A 21,424-nucleotide genomic window follows, 5' to 3' on the forward strand; every position below is an offset into this window, starting at 1 on the left:
CAGTCTTGCCTTGTCCTCACGACAAAGATTGTTTGACCCTGAATCAGGATGAGACAAAACATGAAAAAAACATGGCTGGAAAGCTATCCGCCCGGTGTCCCTGCTGAAATCGACCCTGCCCGCTACAGCTCGGTAGTCGCCATATTTGAAGAGAGCTGCAAACGCTTTTCAAACAAGACTGCTTATATCAGCATGGGCGCTAGCATGAGCTACGCCGAACTGGACAGACAAAGTCGCAACTTCGCGGCCTGGCTTCAATCTACAGGCGTCCAGCGGGGCAGCCGCGTTGCCTTGATGATGCCCAATCTGCTGCAGTATCCGGTCTGTCTGTTCGGTGCCTTGCGCGCCGGCTGCACCATCGTCAATTGCAATCCTTTGTACACCGCACCAGAGCTGGAGCATCAGCTCCAGGATAGTGGCGCTGAAGTTATCGTCATCGTTGAGAACTTCGCTCACACACTGCAGAAAATCGTCGCGAATACAGCGGTGCGCCACGTGGTCACCACATCACTGGGCGAAATGCTCGGGGTTGTAAAAGGACGCGTGGTCAACTACGTTGTCCGCAAGGTCAAGAAAATGGTTCCCACTTGGCAACTGCCAGGTTCGATCAGCCTGGCTGCTGCCCTGAGAGCGGGACGCGCAAGGGAATTTAATGCTCCGCAGCTGAGCCATCAGGACATTGCTTTCCTGCAATACACCGGCGGCACCACGGGCATATCCAAGGGCGCGATGCTGACTCACCGCAATATCGTCGCCAACGTACTGCAGGCCGACGCCTGGATCGATCCCGTCATAAAAATCGGTGAAGAATTCATCGTCACCGCGCTGCCGCTGTATCACATCTTCGCTCTAACGGCGAACTGCCTGACGTTCCTCAGGCTGGGCGCGACCAACCTGCTGATCGTCAATCCACGTGACATCCCCGGCTTCGTCAAGGAACTCGGCCGCTATCGCTTCACCGCGATCACGGGAGTGAACACCTTGTTCAATGCCCTGCTGGCGAACCCGGATTTTGCAAAACTGAACTTCTCATCGCTGCGCCTCACGCTCGGCGGCGGCATGGCGGTCATGGCGCCCGTCGCCGAAAAGTGGCGACAAGTCACGGGCGTGCCGCTTGTACAAGCCTACGGACTGACCGAGACCTCGCCTGCGGTGTGCATCAATCCTTTCACTGAAACAGGTTTCTCCGGCTCCATCGGCCTGCCCATTTCATCAACCGAAGTATCGATCCGCGACGATGATGGTGAAGTCGAGGCGGGGAAATCAGGTGAAATCTGCGTGCGCGGACCGCAGGTCATGGCCGGCTATTTCAAACGCCCCGGCGAGACCGCGAATGTCTTCCACGCCGATGGTTTTCTCAAGACCGGTGACATCGGATATATTGATGACAAGGGTTTCGTTTTCCTGGTTGATCGCAAGAAGGACATGATCCTTGTCTCCGGTTTCAACGTGTATCCGAACGAAGTCGAAGCCGTCGTTGCCATGATTCCGGCGGTCCAGGATGTAGCGTGCATCGGCGTCCCCGACGCTCGATCCGGCGAGGCGGTAAAAATCTTCGTCGTGCGCAGCGACCCGCGCCTCACCGCAGCCATGATCATCGAGCACTGCCACACCCAGCTCACGGGCTACAAAGTGCCCCACCACGTTGAATTCCGCGAAGATCTGCCGCGCACCAATGTCGGCAAGATCCTGCGCCGAGCCCTGCGGGAAGGAGTGCCGTCATGAGCCTGCCACCCCTGCTGCAGAATCGTCTGAGCCTGCCCGTCATCTGTGCCCCGATGTTCATCCTGTCGTGCCCGGAGCTCGTCATCGCGCAGTGTCTGGGCGGTCTGGTCGGAGCCTTTCCGGCACTGAATGCGCGGCCCGAGCATGCTCTGGAAGAATGGCTCCAGACCATCGAAGCGGCGCTCGCTCAGGCTCGTGCGGCCAATCCGGAGCGGCGCATCGGCCCCTTTGCGGTCAACCAGATCATCCACCCCACCAATGCGCGCCTTGAGCACGACATGGAGGTCTGCATCCGCCATCGCGTTCCCCTGATCATCACCAGTCTGCATGCGCCGGGCGAGATCGTGAAGAAAGTCCACGCCTACGGAGGTCTGGTTTTCCATGATGTGATCAGCGTGCGCCATGCCGAAAAAGCGCTGGAAGCCGGCGTGGACGGGCTCATCCTTGTTTGCGCCGGGGCCGGCGGTCATGCCGGCACGCTCAGCCCGTTCGCGCTGGTCAGCGAAGTCCGCCGCTTCTACAGCGGGCCGCTGGCGCTCGCCGGGGCGCTTTCAAGCGGCAGCGCCATCCTTGCGGCGCAAGCCATGGGCGCTGATCTGGCCTACATGGGCACACGCTTCATCGCCACTCAAGAGGCGAGAGCCAGTCAGGCCTATAAGGACTGCATTGTTGCCAGCAAGGCCAGTGACATTTTGTACACGCCGTATTTCACGGGAGTGCCGGGCAACTATCTCAAGGCGAGCATTCGTGCCGCAGGTCTGGACCCTGACAAGATGCCCGACGCAGACACTGGCGGACTGAGCCTCACCAAGGACAGCGCCAAGGTGTGGCGCGACATCTGGGGCGCGGGTCAGGGCGTCGGCAGCATCGATGCTGTCCTGCCAGCGGCGGAACTCATCGCCCGTCTGCAACAGGAGTACGCGGCCGCGCGCCAGACGCTGGCAGGCCAATGACGGAGCGTCCTGAAGAGCCGCCACTGGTGGGCTTCTTCAGCCATGCACCGCTATCAGCAATACGTAGAGCGGATCTTGCGTGCATACGGGTGAAGACTCAGGTGCGGTGAGGCTCTTCAGACAGCTATCGGCGCAGCACCTCGACCAGCAGCACGGATTCAAACATCGCCACCGGCGAGATCACCGGCTCGGCCAGCGGCACTTTTTCGCCGTAGCGCTCGCGCATCTTGGCACGCACGGCGGCATCGTCCAGTTTGAAATCGCGCAGCTGCTGCAGCTCACCGATGCGGATGCCGAGCGCGCGGTCGTACAGTTTCCACACCAGCTCGGAGCAGTAGATGCGTTGATCCGACCACTCGAAAGTCAGGTCATACGGCCGCCCGACAAAAGCCCGCGCGGCGTTCTGCAGCTTGGCCTGCGCCCCCGCATCCGGCGCGGCTCGCAGGCGCTTGAGCACGAAATGTCCGCCCTCGCCGCGCGCGATCCAGTTTGCCAGCGGCGTGCAGCGCACCGTCTTGACCGCCTCGAACACGCAGGGCTGCCCGTTCTGCAGCAGGATCACGCCCATGTGGCTGTACGGCGAGCCGGTAGCTCGCTGCACGGCCAGACTCTGCGCGGAGCGCGAAGTATGGAAGATCAGATCGCCGGTCTGCACGGCCGGCAGGCCCGCCGCCTGCAAGGTTGAAGAAGCCAGAAGAATCAGGAAGATGAGTGGGCGCATGGTGCAGAAGAAAATCTGGACGAGCGCCTACAATGAACGCAGCCGCCACTTTTCTCAACAGGATTCCCCATGAATGGCACTGACCGTTTCGTCGCCCTGTTCATCGATGCTGACAATGCACCGGCTTCACATGTCGATGTGATCCTCAACGAGCTGGCCAGCTTCGGCACGGTCAGCATCCGCCGGGCTTACGGCAACTGGAAGGGCGATCGCCTGAGTTCCTGGGAGAAACTGCTGCATGAATATGCCATTCAACCGATCCAGCAGTTCGATCTGACCAAGGGCAAGAACGCCACCGACATCGCGCTGGTGATCGACGCGATGGATGCGCTCTACAGTCGCCGCGTCGATGTGTTCGCGCTGGTCTCGTCCGACTCGGATTTCACCCCGCTGGCCACCCGCCTGCAGGCCGACGGCAAGACTGTGGTGGGCTTCGGCGAACGCAAGACGCCCACGCCCTTCGTGAATGCCTGCTCGAAATTCCTCTACCTCGACATGGAGGCCGCACCGCAGGAAAACAGCTCCGGCAGTGCCAATACAGTCAGCGTGAGGAAATGGGGCGTCAAGGAACTCAAGAGTGACACCAAGCTTGTCACCCTGCTGCGCAATGCCGTGCAAGCCGCCGAAGCCGATGACGGCTGGTCGCCGCTGGGCCGTGTCGGCAGTCACATCGCCAATCAGGCCTCGTTTGATTCACGCAACTATGGCTACAAGAAACTGGTCGATCTGTTTCGCGCCAGCGAACTGTTCGATCTGGAAACCCGTGAAGACAAAGGCGTATTCCTGCGCGACAAACGCAAGGCCAAAGGCACATAAAGACGCCTGCCTGAAGAATCGCACGCAGCTTGCCTGTGCAGCACAGCGTGCCGTACAGGCAATCCCGACGCGGCTTTCAGGGCATGTCTGCTCAGTGCTCCTGCAGCAAGCTCAGTATGCCTTCCAGTGCCACCCGGGTTCCCGCCGTGCGCACGGCGGCACGATCTCCATCCAGATGCAGGGTAAGGCAACGCGCCGGGTAGCCACGCCGCTGCCAGCCAAAGCACACGGTACCGACCGGCTTGTCTTCCGTACCACCGGCCGGGCCGGCAATACCGGAGATGGCCACGGCCACGTGCGCCACCGACCGGGCCAGCGCACCCGCCAGCATCTCGCGCACGGTTTGCTCCGAGACAGCGCCATGTGCATGCAGGGTCAGCAGCGAAACGCCCAGCAACTCGACCTTGGCCTCGTTGGAATAAGTCACGAAGCCCCGGTCAAACCATGCGCTTGATCCGGCGACCTCGGTGATTGCGGCGCTAATCAGCCCGCCGGTACAGGACTCGGCGGTCGCCAGCTGCCAGTTCTGCGCCAGCAACGCAGGGCCGATCTGTTCGGCCAGCAAACGGATTTCAGGTGTCATCCCGGGCTCCTGCAAAAACGTTTTCAATCTGTGGCAGCACGATCTGCCAGACGCGTGGCAACACCTCGGCGATGAAGCCATTGCGGGCCATGATCTGTCCCAGCGTCACGCCATTCTCGCGCCAGACCTTGCCGCCATGATGAATGTTGTGCAGCAGTGGCATCACGCGATCCAGTGCATTGGCGTAGCGCGCTTCCGGCGTCTCGCAGGCAGTGAACTCCTCCCACAGGCTGCGCAGACTTTCCGCAGTCTGCGCCGGCAATGTTGCCAGCAGATGCTGCAAGCCTTGTGCCTCCAGCGCGCTCGCATCCGCCCGCGCCGCCGCGTAGGCGAAAGTGTCACCGCATTCGATCTCGGGCACGTCGTGCATCAGGAACAACAGCGCCGCATGCTTCGCATCCACTGCAAAGGCGCACTCACTCTCCAGCAGCAACGCGCACAGGGCGCCGTGCCAGCTGTGCTCGGCACTGTTTTCCCGCCGGCTCAGCCCGGCCGGGCTGGTGCGCCGCTCGACGGCCTTGAGGCGATCAAGGTTCAGGATGAAATCAAGCAGGGATCGGGTCGCACTCACCATTCGCTCCAGCACAGAAGAGCCCCGAGTTTGCCACCGAAAACGCCAGGCGTGCAGCCTGTCTTGCCAGCGGAATAAACTTTGCGCATGATGCCGCAACCCTGACTGCCCGCCACGCCCATGCGCATCCGCCTTGCCTGCCTTGCTCACCTCCTGCTGGGCCTGTGCGCCGCTGCACAGGGCGCCGACCAGGCAGCATCAAACCAGCCCCTCTCCCCCCGCCGCGTTCCCTGGCTGCAAGCCAGCCCTGCCGATTTCACCCAGGCCTTTGCGTTTTCGGACATCGAGTTGCGCGATCAGGGACGCATGGTCGCCGTGAAAACACCGGAGGGTTTGTGGGGTTTGCTTGATCGCGATGGGCGCTGGCAGCTCCAACCCACGTATTCAGCAGATCAACCCTTTTGTTGGCGAAGTCGCTACGGTAGCCCTCCGGCAAGGAGACAAATTCCGCTGGGGGCTGATCAACCGGCAAGGACGGGTTCTGGTCGCACCACGCTTCGAGGAACTCAGCCCGGAGCTGAACGGCCGGGTGATCGCCCGGACGATGGATGAAATCGGTCTGGTTGACCTCCAGGGGCGCTGGCTGGCGCGTTTCAGCACGGCCGGCAATCCGCCCTACCAGCCCATGCACGGTGCTTTCATTGGTGATCTGGTGGTTTTCCGCGTCAGCGGCCGCCATGGGCTGCTCGACAAGGATGGAAAGTGGCGTGTGGAGCCACGCTACACGGAGATCCGGCGCAGTGGCGATGGCTACGTGCTGCACGAGTTCCAGGGCGAAATTGCGGCCTTTGCCGATGCGAACGGCAAACTGCTGTTCAAGCCACCGGAGCTGTTTCGCGCCAAAGTCGACAATGGCATCGTGCACGCCGACGGCGTGGTCAGCCTGCAGATCGACGATGGGCGCTACGGCCTGACGGACCATCAGGGACGCTGGCTGATCCAGCGCAAACAGGACGCAGCAACGCGGAGAAACGGTGATTTGCTGACCTATCTCGGCGAACGCCTGGTCCTCGACAACGAGAACGGACAGCTCATTGATCTCACCGGCAGACTGCGCAGCAAGGATTTCCGCAGCGTCGAACCCTTCCTGAACGGATTGGCCAGGGCCGGCACAGACAAGGGCGTCGGACTGATCGACAATCGCCTCTCCTGGGTACTGCCCCCACGATACAGCGACGCGCAGGTACTCGGACCAGACCGTTTCAATGTGCTCGACGACAAGGGGCACTGGCATGAAGTTGATCGCCGCGGACAAGTCGTGGCTGATCAGGCGCCCAGCCTTCCGGCCCGCCGCCGCGAGGGTTGTCTGTACGGTCTGGCTGACGCGCAGGGTGGCTGGCGGGTGGCACCGCGCTACACCGATGTCGAGGCGCTGCCTGAGGGCAGCAGCATCGCCTGGTACATCGACCAGGCGATGCTGCTGGATGCGCAGGGCAAGGCGCTCACGACACCGCTGATGCCCCGCCCCCAGATCCGCGAAGATGACCCACGCCCCGGACGTTTCGGCTTCATCGACCCCAGCGGCCGGATGCGGATCGGGCCGCAGCTATGGGAAGCCGAGGATTTCAGCGAAGGGCTGGCACGCGTAAGCGGAGCAGGCTTTGTGGATCGGGACGGCTACTGGGTAATCCCGCCGACGTTCCAGGAAGCGCGCTCCTTCTCCGAAGGCCTGGCGGCCGTTATGATCGGTGGTGAAGGCTGGACTTACATCGATCACAACTGCCGCCCCCTCGGCGAGGAGCGTTTCGAGAGTGCCAAGAGTTTCCACGCAGGTCTGGCGCGCGTCACCGACAAACAGAATCGCACCGTTTTCATTGATCGCCGTGGTCAGCGCATTACTGCGCCGGTTCCTGCAGCGACAACAGACACGTCACCCCGGCCGCTTGCCCTCAACGCGCGCTGGGGCTACGCAGACAGCTCGGGACAGTGGCTGATCGAACCACGCTTCGAAGACGCGGAACCTTTCTCTGAAGGGCTTGCGGCAGTCAAGAGCGGCGGGCGCTGGGGCTTCGTCGACAGCAGTGGCAAGCTCGTCATTGCGGCTCGCTTCGCGGAAACCCGCCCGATGCACGAAGGCTGGGCCGCGGTGGCGATGCCGGCAGCGAAAGGTGAGCCCATCCCTGAGTGGCGCCTGATCAATCGCCAGGGCAAACTCGGCGACCTCAGCTTCAGCAGCGCGCCGGGGCCATTCGTGAACGGCCTCGCCCCAGCGCAATCGGGGAATTTCTGGGGTTATATCCGGCGCGATGGCAGCTGGCAGATCGAGCCGCGTTTCAGCTCCGCCGAAGCGTTCCATGACGGACTCGCACGCATCACGCAGGAGCCGCAGAGCCCCCCCGTCACGAAGTCTGGACCGCTGGAATTGCCACCACGACCGCGCTCGATCACTCGTCTGGATACTGGCTTGCTCAAGGTCGGCATTCAGGAAAACCGCCTGTTTGCCTTGCTGCGCCCCGATGGCTCGCTGCTCATCCCCACCCCGCTGACCGGAACCCGCCGATGATTCACCGCCTCTTTTCCTGTCTGCTCGTGACAGCGCTGCCCGCGCTGGCGCATGCAGAAACCCTGAATGTCATTCGTGCCCATGCCCCGGTCTATGCAAACGCTGGCGACAAGACGCCCAATGGTGACGCCTTGCTGCTCGGAACCCGTGTCGAGCTGGCGAACCGGCGTGGCGAGTGGTGCGAAGTCCGCCCGGAAGGCGCGGGAAAATCCAGCTTCATGCGCTGTGCCGAACTGCGCGCCGCACCGTTGAGTGCCGAGGAGATCCGCAAGGCACTGCAAGCCGACAAGCTTGATCCGGCGGCCCGCTTTGAATGGACCGCACGCGCCTTCTGGCTGCAGCCCTCCCTCGGCGCCTGGCTGGCCAGCGCCCGCGCACTGGAAGGCTGGCAGCTCGATGACAAGACCCGCGAACGCGAATACCGCCTGACCAAACCTCTGCGCCCCCGGAATGCCGAGTTCGATGCGATGAAAGCACGCCTTGCCGAAGGCATTGTCGCCAGCCTGCCCAGCGTGCCGGGAGACGCCAACTGGCCTGCCGCCTCTTCTTTCGAGGGCAATGCCGGCCTGGCCCTGCAGCGTCTGGGGCTGCCGCAAGCGAAACCATCGTATTTTCATACCGGTGACATTCTGGCCGTGCTGCCGCGCATCAGGGACTGGCAATCCGCCGGGCTGGCTGATGCATTGTCGGCCTGGAACAAGGCGCCCATGCGCGTGGCGCAGTTCAAACCTGCACATTACGCCATCAATGCCCCGCTCGACGGTTTCCGCCTCGTCGACACCGGTCTGGAAGCCGTGCTGGGCCACTGGGATGTCGCGGCACTAGCGCTGGAGTTCTACACCCCGGCGCTGTTTCAGGGCATCACTGCACAAGCCCGCCCCGTCACCGCACGCGTCCAGAAGATGAGCTTCGGCTTCGAGTATTTCGCCTGTCGGGGCTGGAGCACCGAGCTGCCCGGCAGTGCTTTCGTGCGCACCGAGCCTGGCTCCCCCCTTGTGAAGCAGGCCATCGTGCGCTGGATCGGCAAACCTGCCACTGACAAGGCACGCATCCTCACCCGTAAATCCAGCGGCAAGGACATGTACGCCCTGCTCTACGTGGACGACATCGACCTGGATGGCGACGGGGTTGCCGATCTATCGAACTGGCGGGGGCGCTATGAGCCGCAGGTAAGCGCCGAAGGCATCTGGAATGCGGTCTACGCCAACATCGACGGAAAATGGTATCTGCTCAGCGCGGACGAAGACGAAGACTGCACATGAACCTGCCGCGCGATCATTGCCGCAACTGCAACAGTGCCGAGAGGAACAGGGCTTCAGCCAGGACTTCGCAGCCTTCCTCCAGAAACGCCAGCCATACCGGCGGCGAGCCCAGATCGACCCAGATGGCCAGCAGACCGACACCAACCGCCGCGCGCAGCAGGCCGGTGGTGCTGCGCGGAAACCCGCAGCGGCCGGCAGCCCAGGCGAGCAGGACGCCACCGAAACCAACCAGCAGGACAGGCAGATCAGCAAGCCCGCCCGGCGCACGCTGATGCAGCAGGCCCGGCAGGAAGGCATGCTTGAACCATTCGTGGAGCATGAACTGCTCATCGAGCGCCAGCGCCAACAACGCCAGCGCCAGAGGCAGCCCCCACTTCAGGGGCAAGGCGCGTTCGGAGCACAGGCGCAGACATAGCATCGCGCCGGCGATCAGCAATGCCGATGACAGCCAGGACACAGGGGAATCATCGGAGCGGAAAGCCTCTTCCCAGAACGGGGCATAGACCCAGGCAGCCAGCACCATGAAACCCAGCACGAAGAGCAACAGCACGACGGACGGCAGCCAGTCCCGTGCGGAGCCCGGTTTCACGCAAGCGCCTTCGCGACCATGAGCAGGCACAACAAGGTGTAGCCTGCGGCAAGAAGATCATCGAACATCACGCCCAAGCCATTCTTGAAACGACGATCCGCGATATGGATCGGCCATGGCTTGGTGATGTCAAAAACGCGAAAGACCAGCACGCCGGCAAGCTGCCAGAGGAAGCCTGTCGGAATGCAGGCAAGCACCAGCCACACCGCCACGAACTCGTCCCAGACGATCCCGCCATGATCGACTTCGCCAAGAGCCGCCCCTGTCCTTGCTATACAGGCAGCCCCTATGAAGAATGCCGCCAATAGCGCGGCTACGAGCACCCATGCTGCAAACACAGGCGGGACGCTGCTTTCCAGCATGGCATACACGCCCCACGCCACGAAACTGCCGACCGTGCCGGGCGCCTTGGGCGCCAGACCGGAGCCGAAGCCCAGCGAGATGAAATGGGCGGGATGGGCGACAAGAAGTTTGAAAGTCGGGCGCATGGTGGCTTAGGTCTGATCGTTCCCGCGCAGATCGTAGGTGCGATCCGCTATTTGTTGGCTACTCTTGTATCCCCAAAATCCGCAATTCGTCCGCACTCAACATGCTGGTCGCTGCGCGGCCTTTTTTGGCAAACGTATTGATGAGCTTGACCAAGGCATCAACCTCATTTTTTGAAAAAAATGGGCAGAAGTCAGCCCTCGATTCGGGCAAAAGTTTTTCCCACAGATCGCGCTTGCCATCCACAAGCACTTCAAAATAATCATCGGCCTCAATCATCTGACGATCTTCGCCAGGAAAGCGCTCTTCCTCGATATGGATGGCTCGTGCCTTGATCTGCTGACAAGTACACGCTTGTCGTTGCCTTCGCCCGAGCATGCAATATCTGGTCATTGCAAGCACACAGGCATCACGCTGAGGCCTTATCTCTACGGCAACGGCTGTTGGGCGAAGACCAGCCCAGCGGGTCATGATGCATCCCAAGCAGATAAACACTGCCCCACCCATCAATGCGCCTGCCCAATTTTCCCTGACCGGCACTTGGGAAAGAACAAAGGCGCCCAAGACGATGAGTAGCACACCGAGCAGTATAAAAATCGCGATTTGACGGGAATAAACACGCACGACCAACGCATCCTTCTGGATTTTTACCGAAAAGCTCATTGCCACCTCACAGAGAATTTAAAACTGTCTCCTGCAAGCGATTTGACTCATAGACCACCGCATACGCTGATTTTAGTGACGGAGTTTGCACTCCCTCCCCCTACGCAAAATGATCAAAGCCGCTCGCCGCAATAGCCTCCACCACCCCATCGCCGCGCTGCAGCCACAGGCCGGATTTGTCGAGGATGCGGCCGATACGATGCAGGGGTAATTCGAGGTGGCGGCCAAGGGCTTCGACCTGACCACGTTTTTCACGCGGCACGGTGAACAGCAATTCATAATCGTCACCGCCCCCGAGCAGGGCGGCCATTGCGGGCTCGGTGCGCTTGCAGGCGGCCAGCAGAGCGTCAAGCGGCAGCGCGGTTTCCTCGATCATCGCGCCAACCTGAGAACGCTCCAGGATGTGGGCCAGGTCACCGAGCAAGCCATCGGACACGTCCAGCATGGCGCTGGCGACACCGCGGAGCGCCATGCCCAGCGCCACGCGCGGAATGGGGCGGTGCAGGCGGTCGAGACAGGATTCACTCCAGCCGTCGAGCAGTTGCAGCTCGCCGCGCAAATGAGCCAGACCCAGCGCAGCCATGCCGGGCCAGCCGGAAATCCAGATGTCGTCACCATGCCGCGCGCCATCGCGCCGCACGGCCGCGTCGGCAGGCACTTCACCGAACACCGTGGCACACAGGTTGAGCGGACCACGCGTGGTATCGCCACCGATCCAGTCCACGCAATAGGCTTCGCAACAATCACGGAAGCCACGTGCCAGTGCCCCAACCCACTCATCGTCAGCCTGCGGCAAAGCCAGGGCCAGCGTAATCCAGCGCGGCTCGGCGGCCATCGCCGCCATGTCGGAGATGTTCACTGCGGCGGCTTTCCAGCCCAGCAGGAAAGGGTCGGCCTGGGGAAAGAAGTGGTGGCCTGCAACCAGCATGTCGGTCGACACCACCAGCTGCATGCCAGGGCGCGGACGCAGCAGCGCACCATCGTCCCCCACGCCCAGATCGGTATGACTGGTGGGGTAATGGAAGAAACGACGGATCAGGTCAAATTCGCCCGGCATAGGGAGCGGGGAGTGAGAAGTGGGGAGTGGGCGTCGTGTTTCCGACGCCCGACTTCCCACTGTCGACTCCCTAGCGGTTCCGCTGTTTTGCCGCGTGCTCGACTTCGGCAGCACGCAGTTTGGGCGCCAGCTTGTCGAGCACGCCGTTGATGTAGCGATGGCCATCGGTACCGCCAAAAGACTTGGCGAGTTCGATGGCTTCGTTGATCACCACGCGATACGGGGTCTCGATGCGATGCGCCAGTTCGTAGGCGCCAAGCAGCAGGATGGCGCGCTCGATGGGTGAAACTTCGGTCAGCGGACGATCGATACAGCCGGCCACTTCGGTTTCCAGCGCATCCGCATTGGCTGCTGCACCACGCAGCAGCACCAGTGCCAACGGTTTATCAGCACGCGCCCATTCTTCGCTTTCCTGCTCCAGATGATCTTCGATCAGCGGCAGGGAGTTGCCGCTCATGCGCCACTGGTAGAGGCCCTGCATCGCGACTTCGCGTGCGAGCCGGCGCGGGGTCTTTTTGGGAGTTTCTTGCGGGATCAGTTCTTTGTTGTCGTCGCTCATGCGCGGATCGTCCTCAGCAGGTTGGCCATTTCGATGGCGCACTGGGCGCATTCGCGGCCCTTCACGTCCATGCGGATTTCGGCCTGTTCATCGGTGTTGGTGGTCAGCACGCCATTGGCGACGGGAATGTCCCAGTCGAGCTGCACGCGGGTGATGCCGGCAGCCATCTCGTTGGACACGATCTCGAAGTGATAGGTGTCGCCACGAATTACCGCGCCCAGCGCGATCAGCGCGTCATATTCTTCGGTCTGCGCCAGGGTCTGCAGGGTCAGCGGCATTTCCAGCGCGCCGGGCACTTTGGCAATCAGGATGTCACTGGCGGCAACGCCGCGGGCGAGCAATTCCTCGACACAGGCACCGAGCAGGCCTTCGCCAACGTTGGCATTGAAGCGCCCGGCGACGATGGCCACGCGCAAACCCTTGCCGTCGAGACTCTGGGAAATTTCGGGAACGTTTTCAAAACGGGACATGAATGGTCTTCCTTCTCAGGCCTTGGGTTCTTCGTAACCGGTCACTTCGAGACCAAAACCGGTCATGTTCGGGATGTGTCGCGCCTTGGCGAGTACGCGCATCTTGCCAACCCCCAGATCACGCAGGATCTGCGCGCCGATTCCGAACAGGCGTGGGTCCCACTTGGCTGCGGGTTTTTGTTCATCCGCCTTGATGCCCAGCGCGGCAAGCATTTCCTCGCTGCTCTCGGGGCGGCGCAGCATGATCAGCACGCCGTTGCCATGCGCGGAGATACGCGCCAGCGCGTCGTCAATCGGAAAGCTGTGACGACTGTTGGCGGCATCCAGAAAATCGAGCACCGAGATCGGCTCATGCACGCGCACCAGCGTATCCACTTCAGGCTTGATCTCGCCTTTATACATGGCCAGATGAAGGTCGCCGGAGGCACGGTCAGAGAAAGCCGCCAGACGGAATTCTCCATGCGCCGTCTGCACCGGCTTGTCGGCCACACGCTCAACCAGCTTTTCAACGGCGGAGCGATAGTGGATCAGGTCGCGGATGGCACCGATCTTCAAGCCATGCTGCTGGGCAAAAGGCACCAGATCCGGCAGACGCGCCATGCTGCCATCTTCGTTCATGATCTCGCAGATCACCGAGGCCGGCTCCAGCCCGGCCAACCCGGCCAGATCGCAACCGGCTTCGGTATGCCCGGCGCGCACCAGCACGCCCCCCGGCTTGGCCTGGATCGGGAAGATATGCCCCGGCTGCACGATATCGGCCGGGCGGGCGTTGCGAGCCACAGCGGCCTGCACGGTGCGGGCCCGATCCGCCGCCGAGATGCCGGTGGTGACACCTTCGGCGGCTTCAATGGAGACCGTGAAGGCCGTAGTGAACTGGCTGCGGTTGTCGCGCGCCATCGGGTTCAGGCCGAGCTGCCGACAGCGCTCTTCGGTCAGCGTCAGACAGATCAGGCCGCGCGCGTAGCGCGCCATGAAATTGATCGCCTCCGGCGTGATGTGCTGGGCAGCGATGACGATATCGCCCTCGTTCTCGCGGTCCTCATCATCAATGAGGATGACCATCTTGCCGGCGCGAATATCTTCGATGATGTCGCGAACCGGGGAAAGAACGCTGGCGCTTGCTGGATTCGTATTCATTTTTCCGTACTCTTTCATTGCTGCATACAGCTCTGTGGGTGGCTCCCCGGTCAAGCCAGAATGGCGCTTTCTGCCAGTCCGCATGGTCTGGAGAAACTGACGGCTTGAAAATCCGGTTTCCGCACCCAGTTAGTCAACACCAGGCCGGCGCTGCCGATGTGTCCATGCCCCCGTGCGCCGGCTATCACCGATAGCTCCCGCATTCAAGGCAAGCACCCCGGCCACCAGATTCGCACGCCCAACAGCGTTGGCGACCGCAACAACATCCGAGTACCCGAGAGGAAGAAACCCAGTGGCCTGTCTTGCAAAGCTTGATTTTACGCGATTCGACGCCCCCCCGCCCGGGAAAGACTGCACTGTGCCGATTGGAGTACCATCGCCTGCCCGGCAAGCCGCCCAACCCTTCATGAAAAGAGGCTGACCATGGTGCCCCACCTGACCACCGCCCTCTCCGGCCCCCTGCTCGCGCTGGAACAGGGCCTGCTCGACAACGCCTGTCGCATCGAACAATGGTTCCGCAGCCAGTGGATGGAGCACACCCCACCCTTCTACGGCTCGGTGGACCTGCGCAACAGCGGCTTCAAACTGGCACCGGTGGACATGAATCTGTTCCCCGGCGGTTTCAACAACCTGAACCGGGATTTCCTGCCCTTGTGCGTGCAGGCCGCCCATGCAGCGGTCGAACGCCTGTGTCCGAACGCCAGTGACCTGTTGCTGATACCCGAGAACCACACGCGCAACCTGTTCTACCTGCAGAACGTGGCGCAGATTGCCAACATCCTTAGCCTGAGCGGGCTGAATGTGCGTATCGGCTCGCTGCTGCCGGAAATCACTGCACCCACACCAGTAGACCTGCCTGACGGCAGCCAATTGATTCTGGAACCTCTGGTCCGCAAGGGTAACCGCCTCGGTCTGGCCGGCTTTGACCCCTGTGCCATCCTGCTCAACAACGACCTGTCGGCTGGCGCTCCAGCCATCATTCAAGGTCTGGACGAGCAATGGCTGCTGCCACCGATCCACGCCGGCTGGGCCACACGGCGCAAGTCGATCCATTTCGCGGCCTATGATCAGGTCGCCGCACGCTTCGCACGCCTGCTCGATATCGACCCCTGGCTGGTCAATCCATATTTCGGACGTTGTGGCGAGATCAATTTCCACGAGCGCACCGGCGAGGACTGCCTGGCGGCACAGGTGGATTCGCTGCTGACCATGATTCGCCAGAAATACGCCGAGTACGGCATCAAGGAAACCCCCTTCGTGGTGGTAAAAGCGGACGCCGGCACCTACGGCATGGGTGTGATGACCGTGCGTGATGCCTCCGAAGTGACCGGGCTGAACCGCCGCCAGCGCAACAAGATGAGTGTGATCAAGGAAGGCCAGCAGGTCTCCGAAGTCATCATCCAGGAGGGCGTGCATACCCTGGAAACCGTTAATGGCGGCGTGGCCGAGCCGGTGGTGTACATGATGGACCACTACGTGGTGGGCGGTTTCTACCGCGTGCATGGCGAACGCGGCCGCGACGAAAACCTCAACGCCCCGGGCATGCATTTCGAACCACTGGCGTTTGAAACCTGCTGCAACGTGCCGGATTGCAAACAGGCGCCGGACGCAGCCCCCAACCGCTTCTACGCCTATGGCGTGGTCGCACGCCTGGCTTTGCTGGCCGCATCGCTGGAGCTGGAGCAGACCGCTCCGGCAGAAGTGGCGCTGGCATGAAGATCGCGTTCATCGTCGATCCGCTGGACAAACTCAAGGCCTACAAGGATTCCAGCGTAGCCATGATGCGTGCCGCCCAGGCACGCGGGCATTCTGTTTTTGCCATCGCCCGGGACGGGCTGCTGGTGCGGGACGGCGAGGTGCATGCCCTGGCATCCGCACTGGACGTGAGTCTTGACGATGCCTGCTGGTACACCGCCGCTGCAAGCGCCTCGCAGCCACTCACCGCTTTCGACGCCGTGCTGATGCGTCAGGACCCGCCTTTCGACGCGGAATACATCGCAGCAACATGGATGCTGGAACGCGCCGTCGCACAGGGAGCAAAGGTCTTCAATGATCCGCGGGCCATTCGCGATCATTCGGAAAAAGTATCCATCACTGAATTCCCGCAGTTCACGCCAACTACACTGGTCGCACGGGATTCGACAAGCATTCAGGCATTCATCGACGAGATGGGCGACGCCATCCTCAAACCGCTCGACGGGATGGGTGGCACAGGCATCTTCCGCGTGCGTGCGGACGACCCGAACCGCAACGCCATTCTGGAAACCCTGACCGACAACGGCCGGCGTTCCATCATGGCGCAGCGCTACCTGCCGCAGATCAGCGAGGGCGACAAACGCATATTGCTGATTGCAGGTCAGGTCATGCCCTACAGCCTGGCCCGCATTCCCATGGCCGGCGAAACACGCGGCAACCTCGCCGCAGGCGGCAAGGGCGTCGCCATGCCATTGACTGCCCGCGAACGTGAAGTCGCCGAGGCGCTGGCTCCGGTCCTGTGGCAACGGGGTCTGCTCATCGTCGGACTGGACATGATTGGTGGACATCTCACCGAAATCAACGTCACCAGCCCGACCTGCATGGTCGAAATATTCCAGCAGACCGGCTGCGATATCGCAACCCGGCTCATCCAGGCTCTGGAACAGTTGTAGGAGCTTTGCGCCGCAGCAATGTAGGCGCTCCAGCCGCTGCCCTTCTTGGCCTACCGACCAATGGGCGTTTGGTCCGTCGGTGCTTGCCTGCTCCGCATAATTCAGAGCAACGGCAACCCCTTCCCCAGCCCGACGAATATGCGTTTATTCTATTCACAACTACACCGCAGTCGGCTTGAAATACCATCATTCAAGCTTCCACATGCCTCACGCAAAAAAGGGGCGATGCACAAGGCCGCCTCCAGCCTGTTGCCCGGGTCCGGCAAGCGCACCGAGGTTCATGGCTGGCTGCACCGTAACCGCATCAACATCCTGCTGTTGCTGCTGGCCTGTACCGCAGCATTGACGGCAGGTCTGCGCCTGATGACCCCCAACCTGGCCGAAGCCCTGGCCGACAGCCTTCCCGGCAGCTGGGTCCGCACCAGCTCTGAAAAAGTCCTGGCTCATCTGGAAACCGGCACACTGCTCGCTTCACAACGCCCTCTGGCGGAGCAGGACGCCCTGCGCGACCGCTTTGCTGCCCTGAATGCTGCTCCTGAAGGAGCCCCGCCATACCGCCTGCTGTTCCGGCGCAACCTCGCTTCCGACCGCATGCTGCTGACCCTGCCGGGCGGCGAGATCATCGTGACAGACCAGTTCATGCAAACCGTGCCAGATCCGGCAGAACAGCTGGCCTTGCTGTGCCACGAACTGGGTCATCTGTATTACCGCCACGCCCTGCGCAGCGCCATCGAGCACAATCTGTTCTGGCTCGCCTCGGCGGCCTTTGTCGGCAGCAGCGAAAGCAGTGTGCGCGCCCTGGTCAACGGACTGGAGCACGCTGACTATGGGCGCGAGCACGTGCTGGAAGCGGATCGCTACGCACTGTCCATGCTGCGGACCAACGGACTGCCGGCACGCTTGCTGCAGGATGCCATCGAGCATGGTCAGGGACCAGCTGGTCCAGCGCAGATCCAGCGCGACCCGCTCACGCATCGGCAATACTTCAACGAGCGGATTCGCGCCCTGCAGAATTTGCTGTAATGCAACAGGCCGGCTGCCTTATCATTAGGGCATGCCTGCCTGCAGTCCCCTCCTCTCCGTCGGCCATATCCTGCGTCATCTGCTCTGCATCTGCCTGATCAGCCTGTTGGCTGGCTGCGGCGACGGCCCGCTCGTCCGGCAGGAGTCGTTCGTCTTCGGCACGCGCGTGGAAGTTGTCACCCAGGGGGCTCCGGAAGCCCAGGCTCGTGACGCCATCGCCGCCGTGCTGCGGGAGTTCGACCGTTTGCACCGCACCTATCACGCCTGGCAGCCCTCCGAATTGACCCGCCTGAACGAGGCTCTGGCGCGTGGAGAAACCGCCAGCGTGCAACCCGAGATGCTCGGTCTGATCCGCTCGGCACAAACCTATTCCGAACTCGGCGAACATCTGTTCAACCCGGCCATCGGCCGACTGATCCAGCTCTGGGGTTTTCATTCCGACACCTTCGTTGCCCGTCTGCCGGCCCCCGAAGCACTACGCCAGGCCGTCGCCACGCAGCCTCACATGAGCGATCTGCAAATCGACGGCAACCAGATCCGCAGCCGCAATCCAGCGGTCGCTCTTGATTTCGGCGGTATCGCCAAAGGCTGGGCACTGGACAAGGCCGCAGCCATCCTGCGCGAGCATGGCATCCACAACGCCCTGATCAACATCGGCGGCAACGTCATGGCGCTGGGAAGCAAGGGAAAGCAGCCATGGACCGTTGGCATCCAGCATCCGCGTGCCTCCGGCCCGCTGGCCACGCTGGCACTGTATGACGGTGAAGCCATCGGCACCTCCGGCGATTACCAGCGTTTCTTCGACCTGAACGGCCAGCGCTACAGTCACCTGCTCGATCCGCGCACCGGCGAGCCTGCCCGTCACACCCAGGCCGTCACCGTGCTGATCACCCCGCGCCCCGATGCCGGCATGCTTTCGGACGTAGCCAGCAAGCCGGTTTTCCTCGCAGCAGACGAATGGCGCTCAATGGCCCGACGCTTCGGCGTAGCCCACGTATTGCGGGTCGACGGACAGGGAAAGATCATGTTGAGCACGGACATGCGGGCACGTCTGCGCTGGGCTCAAGGTGTCGAACCGGGGGAAGTGCTAGAGTAGGGCCGCCTTGCCCACCACGCAGCACACACGCGCATGATCGGCATCCTCATCATCACTCACGGCACCCTTGGCGAATCCTTGATCCAGTGCATCTGCCACGTGATCAACAAGCGTCCGCCACACATCGCCCAGCTTGGCATAGCCGAGCAGGATGCGCCGCAAGATGCTCTGGATGAAGCCCGGCGGCTGCTGGCCAGTGTGGATGACGGCGAGGGAGTTCTGATTTTGACGGACATCTATGGTGCAACACCGGCCAACATTGCCATGAAACTTCTCATCCCCGGTAAAGTCGAAGGCGTCGCCGGCGTCAGCATCCCGATGCTGCTGCGCGTCTTGACCTACCGGGAAAAGAGCGATATTCAAACCGTAGTACACAAGGCCATATCCGGCGGCTGCGATGGTGTGCTGCACATAAAAGGAGGCTTCTGAAATGCCCCGCGCGATGACTGAAATTGCCAACCGGCTGGGTCTGCACGCCCGCCCCTCTGCCAAGCTGACCCAGCTGGCCACCCAGTTCCGCAGCGATGTCTGGCTGGAACGTGAAGGCCGCCGCGTCAACGCCAAGAGCATCATGGGCGTCATGATGCTGGCTGCTTCACAAGGCACGAAACTCACCATAGAGACCGAGGGTGAAGACGCCGAGGCTGCGCTCGCCGCCATCGTCGAACTGATTGCCAGCCGCTTCGGCGAGCGCGAATAAGGCGACAGTCTCGACCCATGCCCTTCGTCATCCACGGACTGCCTGTCTCACATGGAATCGCCATCGGGCGTGCCCATCTGGTTTCCCATGCCTTGCTGGAGGTCGATCACCTGTTGATCGCCCCACGCCATGTGGAGGCCGAAGTGATCCGCCTGGAAGACGCTGCCGCCAAGGTCCGTTTCGAGCTGCGAGCGCTGCGCGAGGCCTCGGCCAATGTGCAGTCAGAAGTCTCGGCATTTGTCGACCTGCACACCATGCTGCTCGACGACCCGATGCTGGTCAGCACTGCCTGCAAGCTGATCCGCGAGCGTCGTTGCAACGCCGAGTGGGCATTGGTGCAACAGATGGAATTGATCGTCGACGACTTTGACAACATCGACGATCCTTACCTGCGCGAACGCAAGGCTGACGTGATTCAGGTGGTCGAACGCGTACTCAAGGCTCTGCTGGGGCATCCCGGCCATGTCACCACGCGCCGCGGCAAGGACGACGGGCTGGACAGCATCGTCGTCGCTCACGACCTTTCTCCTGCCGACACCATCCACTTCAAGGACAGCCAGGTCGCCGGCTTCGTCACCGATGTCGGTGGCGCCACCTCGCACACGGCCATCGTCGCCCGCAGCCTGGGCATCCCGGCGGTGGTCGGCCTGCGTCACATCCGCCACATCGCCCGCGACGACGACATCATCATCATCGATGGCGCACGCGGCGTAGCCATCATCGATCCGGACGAACGCGTCCTTGAAGAATATCGCCTGCGCCGCAGTGCCATCGAACTGGAACGGACCAAGCTCAAGCGCTTGAAAGCCAACCGCGCCGCCACGCTCGACGGCATCGAGATTTCGCTGCAGGCCAATATCGAGTTGCCCCGGGACATTCCCGGAGTCAAGGACGTTTACGCCGACGGGGTCGGTCTGTTCCGCACCGAATTCCTCTTCATGAACCGCGACACGCTGCCCAATGAAGAGGAGCAGTTCGAGGCCTACAAAGCCGTCGCCAAAGCCATGGGTGGCAAGCCGGTCACCATCCGCACCCTGGATATCGGCGCCGACAAGAACCTCAATTCAGGTGGCCCACGCCCAGAAACCAATCCGGCACTGGGCCTGCGCGCCATCCGCTACTGCCTGGCCGAGCCGCAGATGTTCCTGACCCAGCTGCGGGCCCTGCTGCGTGCCTCGCTGCACGGCAAGATCAAGATCCTGATCCCGATGCTGGCGCATGCTCACGAAGTTGACGCCTCGCTGGCCGCCATCGAGCAGGCCAAGGCCCAGTTGCGCGCGGAAAAGATCAAGTTCGACGAAGCCATCCCCGTCGGCGGCATGATCGAAATCCCTGCCGCCGCACTGGCACTGGGCATCTTCGTCAAACGTCTGGACTTCCTCTCCATCGGCACCAACGACCTGATCCAGTACACCCTGGCCATCGATCGCACCGACGAAGCCGTTGCCCATCTCTACGATCCGCTCCACCCAGCCATCCTGCGCCTGATTTCGGCCACCATCCAGGCCGGCATCAAGGCCGAAATTCCGGTGTCGGTGTGCGGCGAAATGGCCGGCGACAAGAGCTTCACCCGCCTGCTGCTGGGCATGGGTCTGCAGCAATTCTCGATGCACCCGACCCAGATTCTGGAGGTCAAGCAGGAAATCCTGCGCTCCAACAGCGCGGACCTCGCCCTCAAGGTCGCCAAGATCCTCAAGCTCGAAGAGCCGGACAAGATTCGCGAAGCAGTGGAAAAACTCTGAAGATGAAGCGCGTCAGGCGGCGGCTGAAGAGCCGCTTCTGACAAGGCTTACCGGCACACCCACCTCAAAACCCGCGCCAGACAATCCTTCGCAGCACCACTGTCCGGAGAAGTCCGCCAG

At 62.0% G+C, this 21,424-nt stretch carries 22 protein-coding genes; 12 read left to right on the forward strand and 10 right to left on the reverse strand.

Annotated features, from left to right (window positions below; all coding sequences use genetic code 11):
- Nucleotides 1-60 precede the first annotated feature (60 nt).
- Both Q9Q94_RS03145 and Q9Q94_RS03150 read left to right on the forward strand, forming a co-directional pair.
- Nucleotides 61-1,725 carry a long-chain-fatty-acid--CoA ligase gene (locus Q9Q94_RS03145; RefSeq protein WP_305978560.1) on the forward strand — a complete coding sequence of 555 codons (1,665 nt, stop codon included), beginning with the start codon at nucleotides 61-63 and terminating at the stop codon, nucleotides 1,723-1,725.
- Complete coding sequence (locus tag Q9Q94_RS03150; RefSeq protein WP_305978561.1) at nucleotides 1,722-2,678, forward strand: nitronate monooxygenase family protein; 957 nt, start codon at nucleotides 1,722-1,724, stop codon at nucleotides 2,676-2,678. The genes Q9Q94_RS03145 and Q9Q94_RS03150 overlap by 4 nt, the downstream gene beginning before the upstream one ends.
- Before the next feature lie 124 nt (nucleotides 2,679-2,802).
- Here Q9Q94_RS03150 and Q9Q94_RS03155 read toward each other — a convergent pair whose 3' ends face one another.
- Nucleotides 2,803-3,399, reverse strand: coding sequence for a YiiX family permuted papain-like enzyme (locus Q9Q94_RS03155; RefSeq protein ID WP_305978562.1), 597 nt, complete (start codon nucleotides 3,397-3,399; stop codon nucleotides 2,803-2,805).
- 69 nt (nucleotides 3,400-3,468) lie between these two features.
- Between Q9Q94_RS03155 and Q9Q94_RS03160 the strand changes: the two genes are divergently transcribed.
- Nucleotides 3,469-4,215 carry an NYN domain-containing protein gene (locus tag Q9Q94_RS03160; RefSeq protein WP_305978563.1) on the forward strand — a complete coding sequence of 249 codons (747 nt, stop codon included), beginning with the start codon at nucleotides 3,469-3,471 and terminating at the stop codon, nucleotides 4,213-4,215.
- 91 nt (nucleotides 4,216-4,306) lie between these two features.
- Here the strand turns inward: Q9Q94_RS03160 and Q9Q94_RS03165 are convergent, their stop codons facing one another.
- Together Q9Q94_RS03165 and Q9Q94_RS03170 are read right to left on the reverse strand one after the other, a co-directional pair.
- Nucleotides 4,307-4,798, reverse strand: a complete 492-nt coding sequence (locus tag Q9Q94_RS03165; RefSeq protein ID WP_305978564.1) for a CinA family protein — start codon at nucleotides 4,796-4,798, stop codon at nucleotides 4,307-4,309.
- Complete coding sequence (locus Q9Q94_RS03170) at nucleotides 4,788-5,369, reverse strand: HD domain-containing protein (protein ID WP_305978565.1); 582 nt, start codon at nucleotides 5,367-5,369, stop codon at nucleotides 4,788-4,790. The genes Q9Q94_RS03165 and Q9Q94_RS03170 overlap by 11 nt, the downstream gene beginning before the upstream one ends.
- 355 nt (nucleotides 5,370-5,724) lie before the next feature.
- On the opposite strand from Q9Q94_RS03170, the gene Q9Q94_RS03175 reads away from it, so the two are divergent.
- Both Q9Q94_RS03175 and Q9Q94_RS03180 read left to right on the forward strand, forming a co-directional pair.
- A complete protein-coding gene (locus tag Q9Q94_RS03175) occupies nucleotides 5,725-7,872 on the forward strand; it encodes a WG repeat-containing protein (protein ID WP_305979476.1) in 2,148 nt (715 codons plus the stop codon).
- A complete protein-coding gene (locus Q9Q94_RS03180) occupies nucleotides 7,869-9,134 on the forward strand; it encodes a hypothetical protein (protein ID WP_305978566.1) in 1,266 nt (421 codons plus the stop codon). Before Q9Q94_RS03175 ends, Q9Q94_RS03180 begins: the two co-directional genes overlap by 4 nt.
- 13 nt (nucleotides 9,135-9,147) lie before the next feature.
- Here Q9Q94_RS03180 and Q9Q94_RS03185 read toward each other — a convergent pair whose 3' ends face one another.
- The 7 genes from Q9Q94_RS03185 to ribBA form a co-directional block, all read right to left on the reverse strand.
- On the reverse strand, nucleotides 9,148-9,723 hold the full coding sequence (locus Q9Q94_RS03185) for a hypothetical protein (RefSeq protein ID WP_305978567.1): 576 nt from the start codon (nucleotides 9,721-9,723) through the stop codon (nucleotides 9,148-9,150).
- Complete coding sequence (locus tag Q9Q94_RS03190; RefSeq protein WP_305978568.1) at nucleotides 9,720-10,211, reverse strand: phosphatidylglycerophosphatase A; 492 nt, start codon at nucleotides 10,209-10,211, stop codon at nucleotides 9,720-9,722. The genes Q9Q94_RS03185 and Q9Q94_RS03190 overlap by 4 nt, the downstream gene beginning before the upstream one ends.
- Before the next feature lie 58 nt (nucleotides 10,212-10,269).
- Nucleotides 10,270-10,872, reverse strand: a complete 603-nt coding sequence (locus Q9Q94_RS03195) for a hypothetical protein (protein ID WP_305978569.1) — start codon at nucleotides 10,870-10,872, stop codon at nucleotides 10,270-10,272.
- A 100-nt stretch (nucleotides 10,873-10,972) separates the two neighbouring features.
- Nucleotides 10,973-11,929: a thiamine-phosphate kinase gene (thiL, locus tag Q9Q94_RS03200; RefSeq protein WP_305978570.1), complete on the reverse strand. Its 957-nt coding sequence runs from the start codon at nucleotides 11,927-11,929 to the stop codon at nucleotides 10,973-10,975.
- 70 nt (nucleotides 11,930-11,999) lie between these two features.
- A complete protein-coding gene (gene nusB / locus Q9Q94_RS03205) occupies nucleotides 12,000-12,488 on the reverse strand; it encodes a transcription antitermination factor NusB (protein WP_305978571.1) in 489 nt (162 codons plus the stop codon).
- On the reverse strand, nucleotides 12,485-12,958 hold the full coding sequence (ribH, locus tag Q9Q94_RS03210; protein ID WP_305978572.1) for a 6,7-dimethyl-8-ribityllumazine synthase: 474 nt from the start codon (nucleotides 12,956-12,958) through the stop codon (nucleotides 12,485-12,487). The genes nusB and ribH overlap by 4 nt, the downstream gene beginning before the upstream one ends.
- Nucleotides 12,959-12,973: 15 nt before the next feature.
- Nucleotides 12,974-14,095, reverse strand: a complete 1,122-nt coding sequence (gene ribBA / locus Q9Q94_RS03215; protein ID WP_305978573.1) for a bifunctional 3,4-dihydroxy-2-butanone-4-phosphate synthase/GTP cyclohydrolase II — start codon at nucleotides 14,093-14,095, stop codon at nucleotides 12,974-12,976.
- Nucleotides 14,096-14,518: 423 nt separating this feature from the next.
- On the opposite strand from ribBA, the gene gshA reads away from it, so the two are divergent.
- The 7 genes from gshA to ptsP all read left to right on the forward strand — a co-directional run bounded on the left by gshA (nucleotide 14,519) and on the right by ptsP (nucleotide 21,304).
- On the forward strand, nucleotides 14,519-15,811 hold the full coding sequence (gene gshA / locus Q9Q94_RS03220) for a glutamate--cysteine ligase (protein WP_305978574.1): 1,293 nt from the start codon (nucleotides 14,519-14,521) through the stop codon (nucleotides 15,809-15,811).
- Nucleotides 15,808-16,743 (forward strand): glutathione synthase, encoded by a 936-nt coding sequence (gshB, locus tag Q9Q94_RS03225; protein ID WP_305978575.1) that lies wholly within the window; start codon nucleotides 15,808-15,810, stop codon nucleotides 16,741-16,743. Before gshA ends, gshB begins: the two co-directional genes overlap by 4 nt.
- Nucleotides 16,744-16,968: 225 nt before the next feature.
- A complete protein-coding gene (locus tag Q9Q94_RS03230) occupies nucleotides 16,969-17,766 on the forward strand; it encodes a M48 family metallopeptidase (RefSeq protein ID WP_305978576.1) in 798 nt (265 codons plus the stop codon).
- Nucleotides 17,767-17,797: 31 nt separating this feature from the next.
- Nucleotides 17,798-18,862 carry an FAD:protein FMN transferase gene (locus tag Q9Q94_RS03235; RefSeq protein ID WP_305978577.1) on the forward strand — a complete coding sequence of 355 codons (1,065 nt, stop codon included), beginning with the start codon at nucleotides 17,798-17,800 and terminating at the stop codon, nucleotides 18,860-18,862.
- A gap of 33 nt (nucleotides 18,863-18,895) precedes the next feature.
- Entirely contained in the window at nucleotides 18,896-19,291 is a 396-nt protein-coding gene (locus Q9Q94_RS03240) for a PTS sugar transporter subunit IIA (RefSeq protein ID WP_305978578.1), read from the forward strand.
- A gap of 1 nt (nucleotide 19,292) precedes the next feature.
- Nucleotides 19,293-19,562 (forward strand): HPr family phosphocarrier protein, encoded by a 270-nt coding sequence (locus Q9Q94_RS03245; protein WP_305978579.1) that lies wholly within the window; start codon nucleotides 19,293-19,295, stop codon nucleotides 19,560-19,562.
- Between the two features lie 17 nt (nucleotides 19,563-19,579).
- Entirely contained in the window at nucleotides 19,580-21,304 is a 1,725-nt protein-coding gene (ptsP, locus tag Q9Q94_RS03250) for a phosphoenolpyruvate--protein phosphotransferase (RefSeq protein WP_305978580.1), read from the forward strand.
- The last annotated feature ends 120 nt before the right edge of the window (nucleotides 21,305-21,424 follow it).

It is taken from the genome of Uliginosibacterium sp. 31-16, assembly GCF_030730865.1.
Classification (GTDB): Bacteria; Pseudomonadota; Gammaproteobacteria; order Burkholderiales; family Rhodocyclaceae; genus Uliginosibacterium.

Bases quoted from the DNA above. Each gene is read 5' to 3' on its own strand.
- Q9Q94_RS03145 (WP_305978560.1), top strand. From the start codon at position 61: ATGAAAAAAACATGGCTGGAAAGCTATCCGCCCGGTGTCCCTGCTGAA.
- Q9Q94_RS03150 (WP_305978561.1), top strand. From the start codon at position 1,722: ATGAGCCTGCCACCCCTGCTGCAGAATCGTCTGAGCCTGCCCGTCATC.
- Q9Q94_RS03155 (WP_305978562.1), bottom strand. From the start codon at position 3,399: ATGCGCCCACTCATCTTCCTGATTCTTCTGGCTTCTTCAACCTTGCAG.
- Q9Q94_RS03160 (WP_305978563.1), top strand. From the start codon at position 3,469: ATGAATGGCACTGACCGTTTCGTCGCCCTGTTCATCGATGCTGACAAT.
- Q9Q94_RS03165 (WP_305978564.1), bottom strand. From the start codon at position 4,798: ATGACACCTGAAATCCGTTTGCTGGCCGAACAGATCGGCCCTGCGTTG.
- Q9Q94_RS03175 (WP_305979476.1), top strand. From the start codon at position 5,725: ATGGGCGCTGGCAGCTCCAACCCACGTATTCAGCAGATCAACCCTTTT.
- Q9Q94_RS03180 (WP_305978566.1), top strand. From the start codon at position 7,869: ATGATTCACCGCCTCTTTTCCTGTCTGCTCGTGACAGCGCTGCCCGCG.
- Q9Q94_RS03190 (WP_305978568.1), bottom strand. From the start codon at position 10,211: ATGCGCCCGACTTTCAAACTTCTTGTCGCCCATCCCGCCCATTTCATC.
- Q9Q94_RS03195 (WP_305978569.1), bottom strand. From the start codon at position 10,872: ATGAGCTTTTCGGTAAAAATCCAGAAGGATGCGTTGGTCGTGCGTGTT.
- thiL (WP_305978570.1), bottom strand. From the start codon at position 11,929: ATGCCGGGCGAATTTGACCTGATCCGTCGTTTCTTCCATTACCCCACC.
- nusB (WP_305978571.1), bottom strand. From the start codon at position 12,488: ATGAGCGACGACAACAAAGAACTGATCCCGCAAGAAACTCCCAAAAAG.
- ribH (WP_305978572.1), bottom strand. From the start codon at position 12,958: ATGTCCCGTTTTGAAAACGTTCCCGAAATTTCCCAGAGTCTCGACGGC.
- ribBA (WP_305978573.1), bottom strand. From the start codon at position 14,095: ATGAATACGAATCCAGCAAGCGCCAGCGTTCTTTCCCCGGTTCGCGAC.
- gshA (WP_305978574.1), top strand. From the start codon at position 14,519: ATGGTGCCCCACCTGACCACCGCCCTCTCCGGCCCCCTGCTCGCGCTG.
- gshB (WP_305978575.1), top strand. From the start codon at position 15,808: ATGAAGATCGCGTTCATCGTCGATCCGCTGGACAAACTCAAGGCCTAC.
- Q9Q94_RS03230 (WP_305978576.1), top strand. From the start codon at position 16,969: ATGCACAAGGCCGCCTCCAGCCTGTTGCCCGGGTCCGGCAAGCGCACC.
- Q9Q94_RS03235 (WP_305978577.1), top strand. From the start codon at position 17,798: ATGCCTGCCTGCAGTCCCCTCCTCTCCGTCGGCCATATCCTGCGTCAT.
- Q9Q94_RS03240 (WP_305978578.1), top strand. From the start codon at position 18,896: ATGATCGGCATCCTCATCATCACTCACGGCACCCTTGGCGAATCCTTG.
- Q9Q94_RS03245 (WP_305978579.1), top strand. From the start codon at position 19,293: ATGCCCCGCGCGATGACTGAAATTGCCAACCGGCTGGGTCTGCACGCC.
- ptsP (WP_305978580.1), top strand. From the start codon at position 19,580: ATGCCCTTCGTCATCCACGGACTGCCTGTCTCACATGGAATCGCCATC.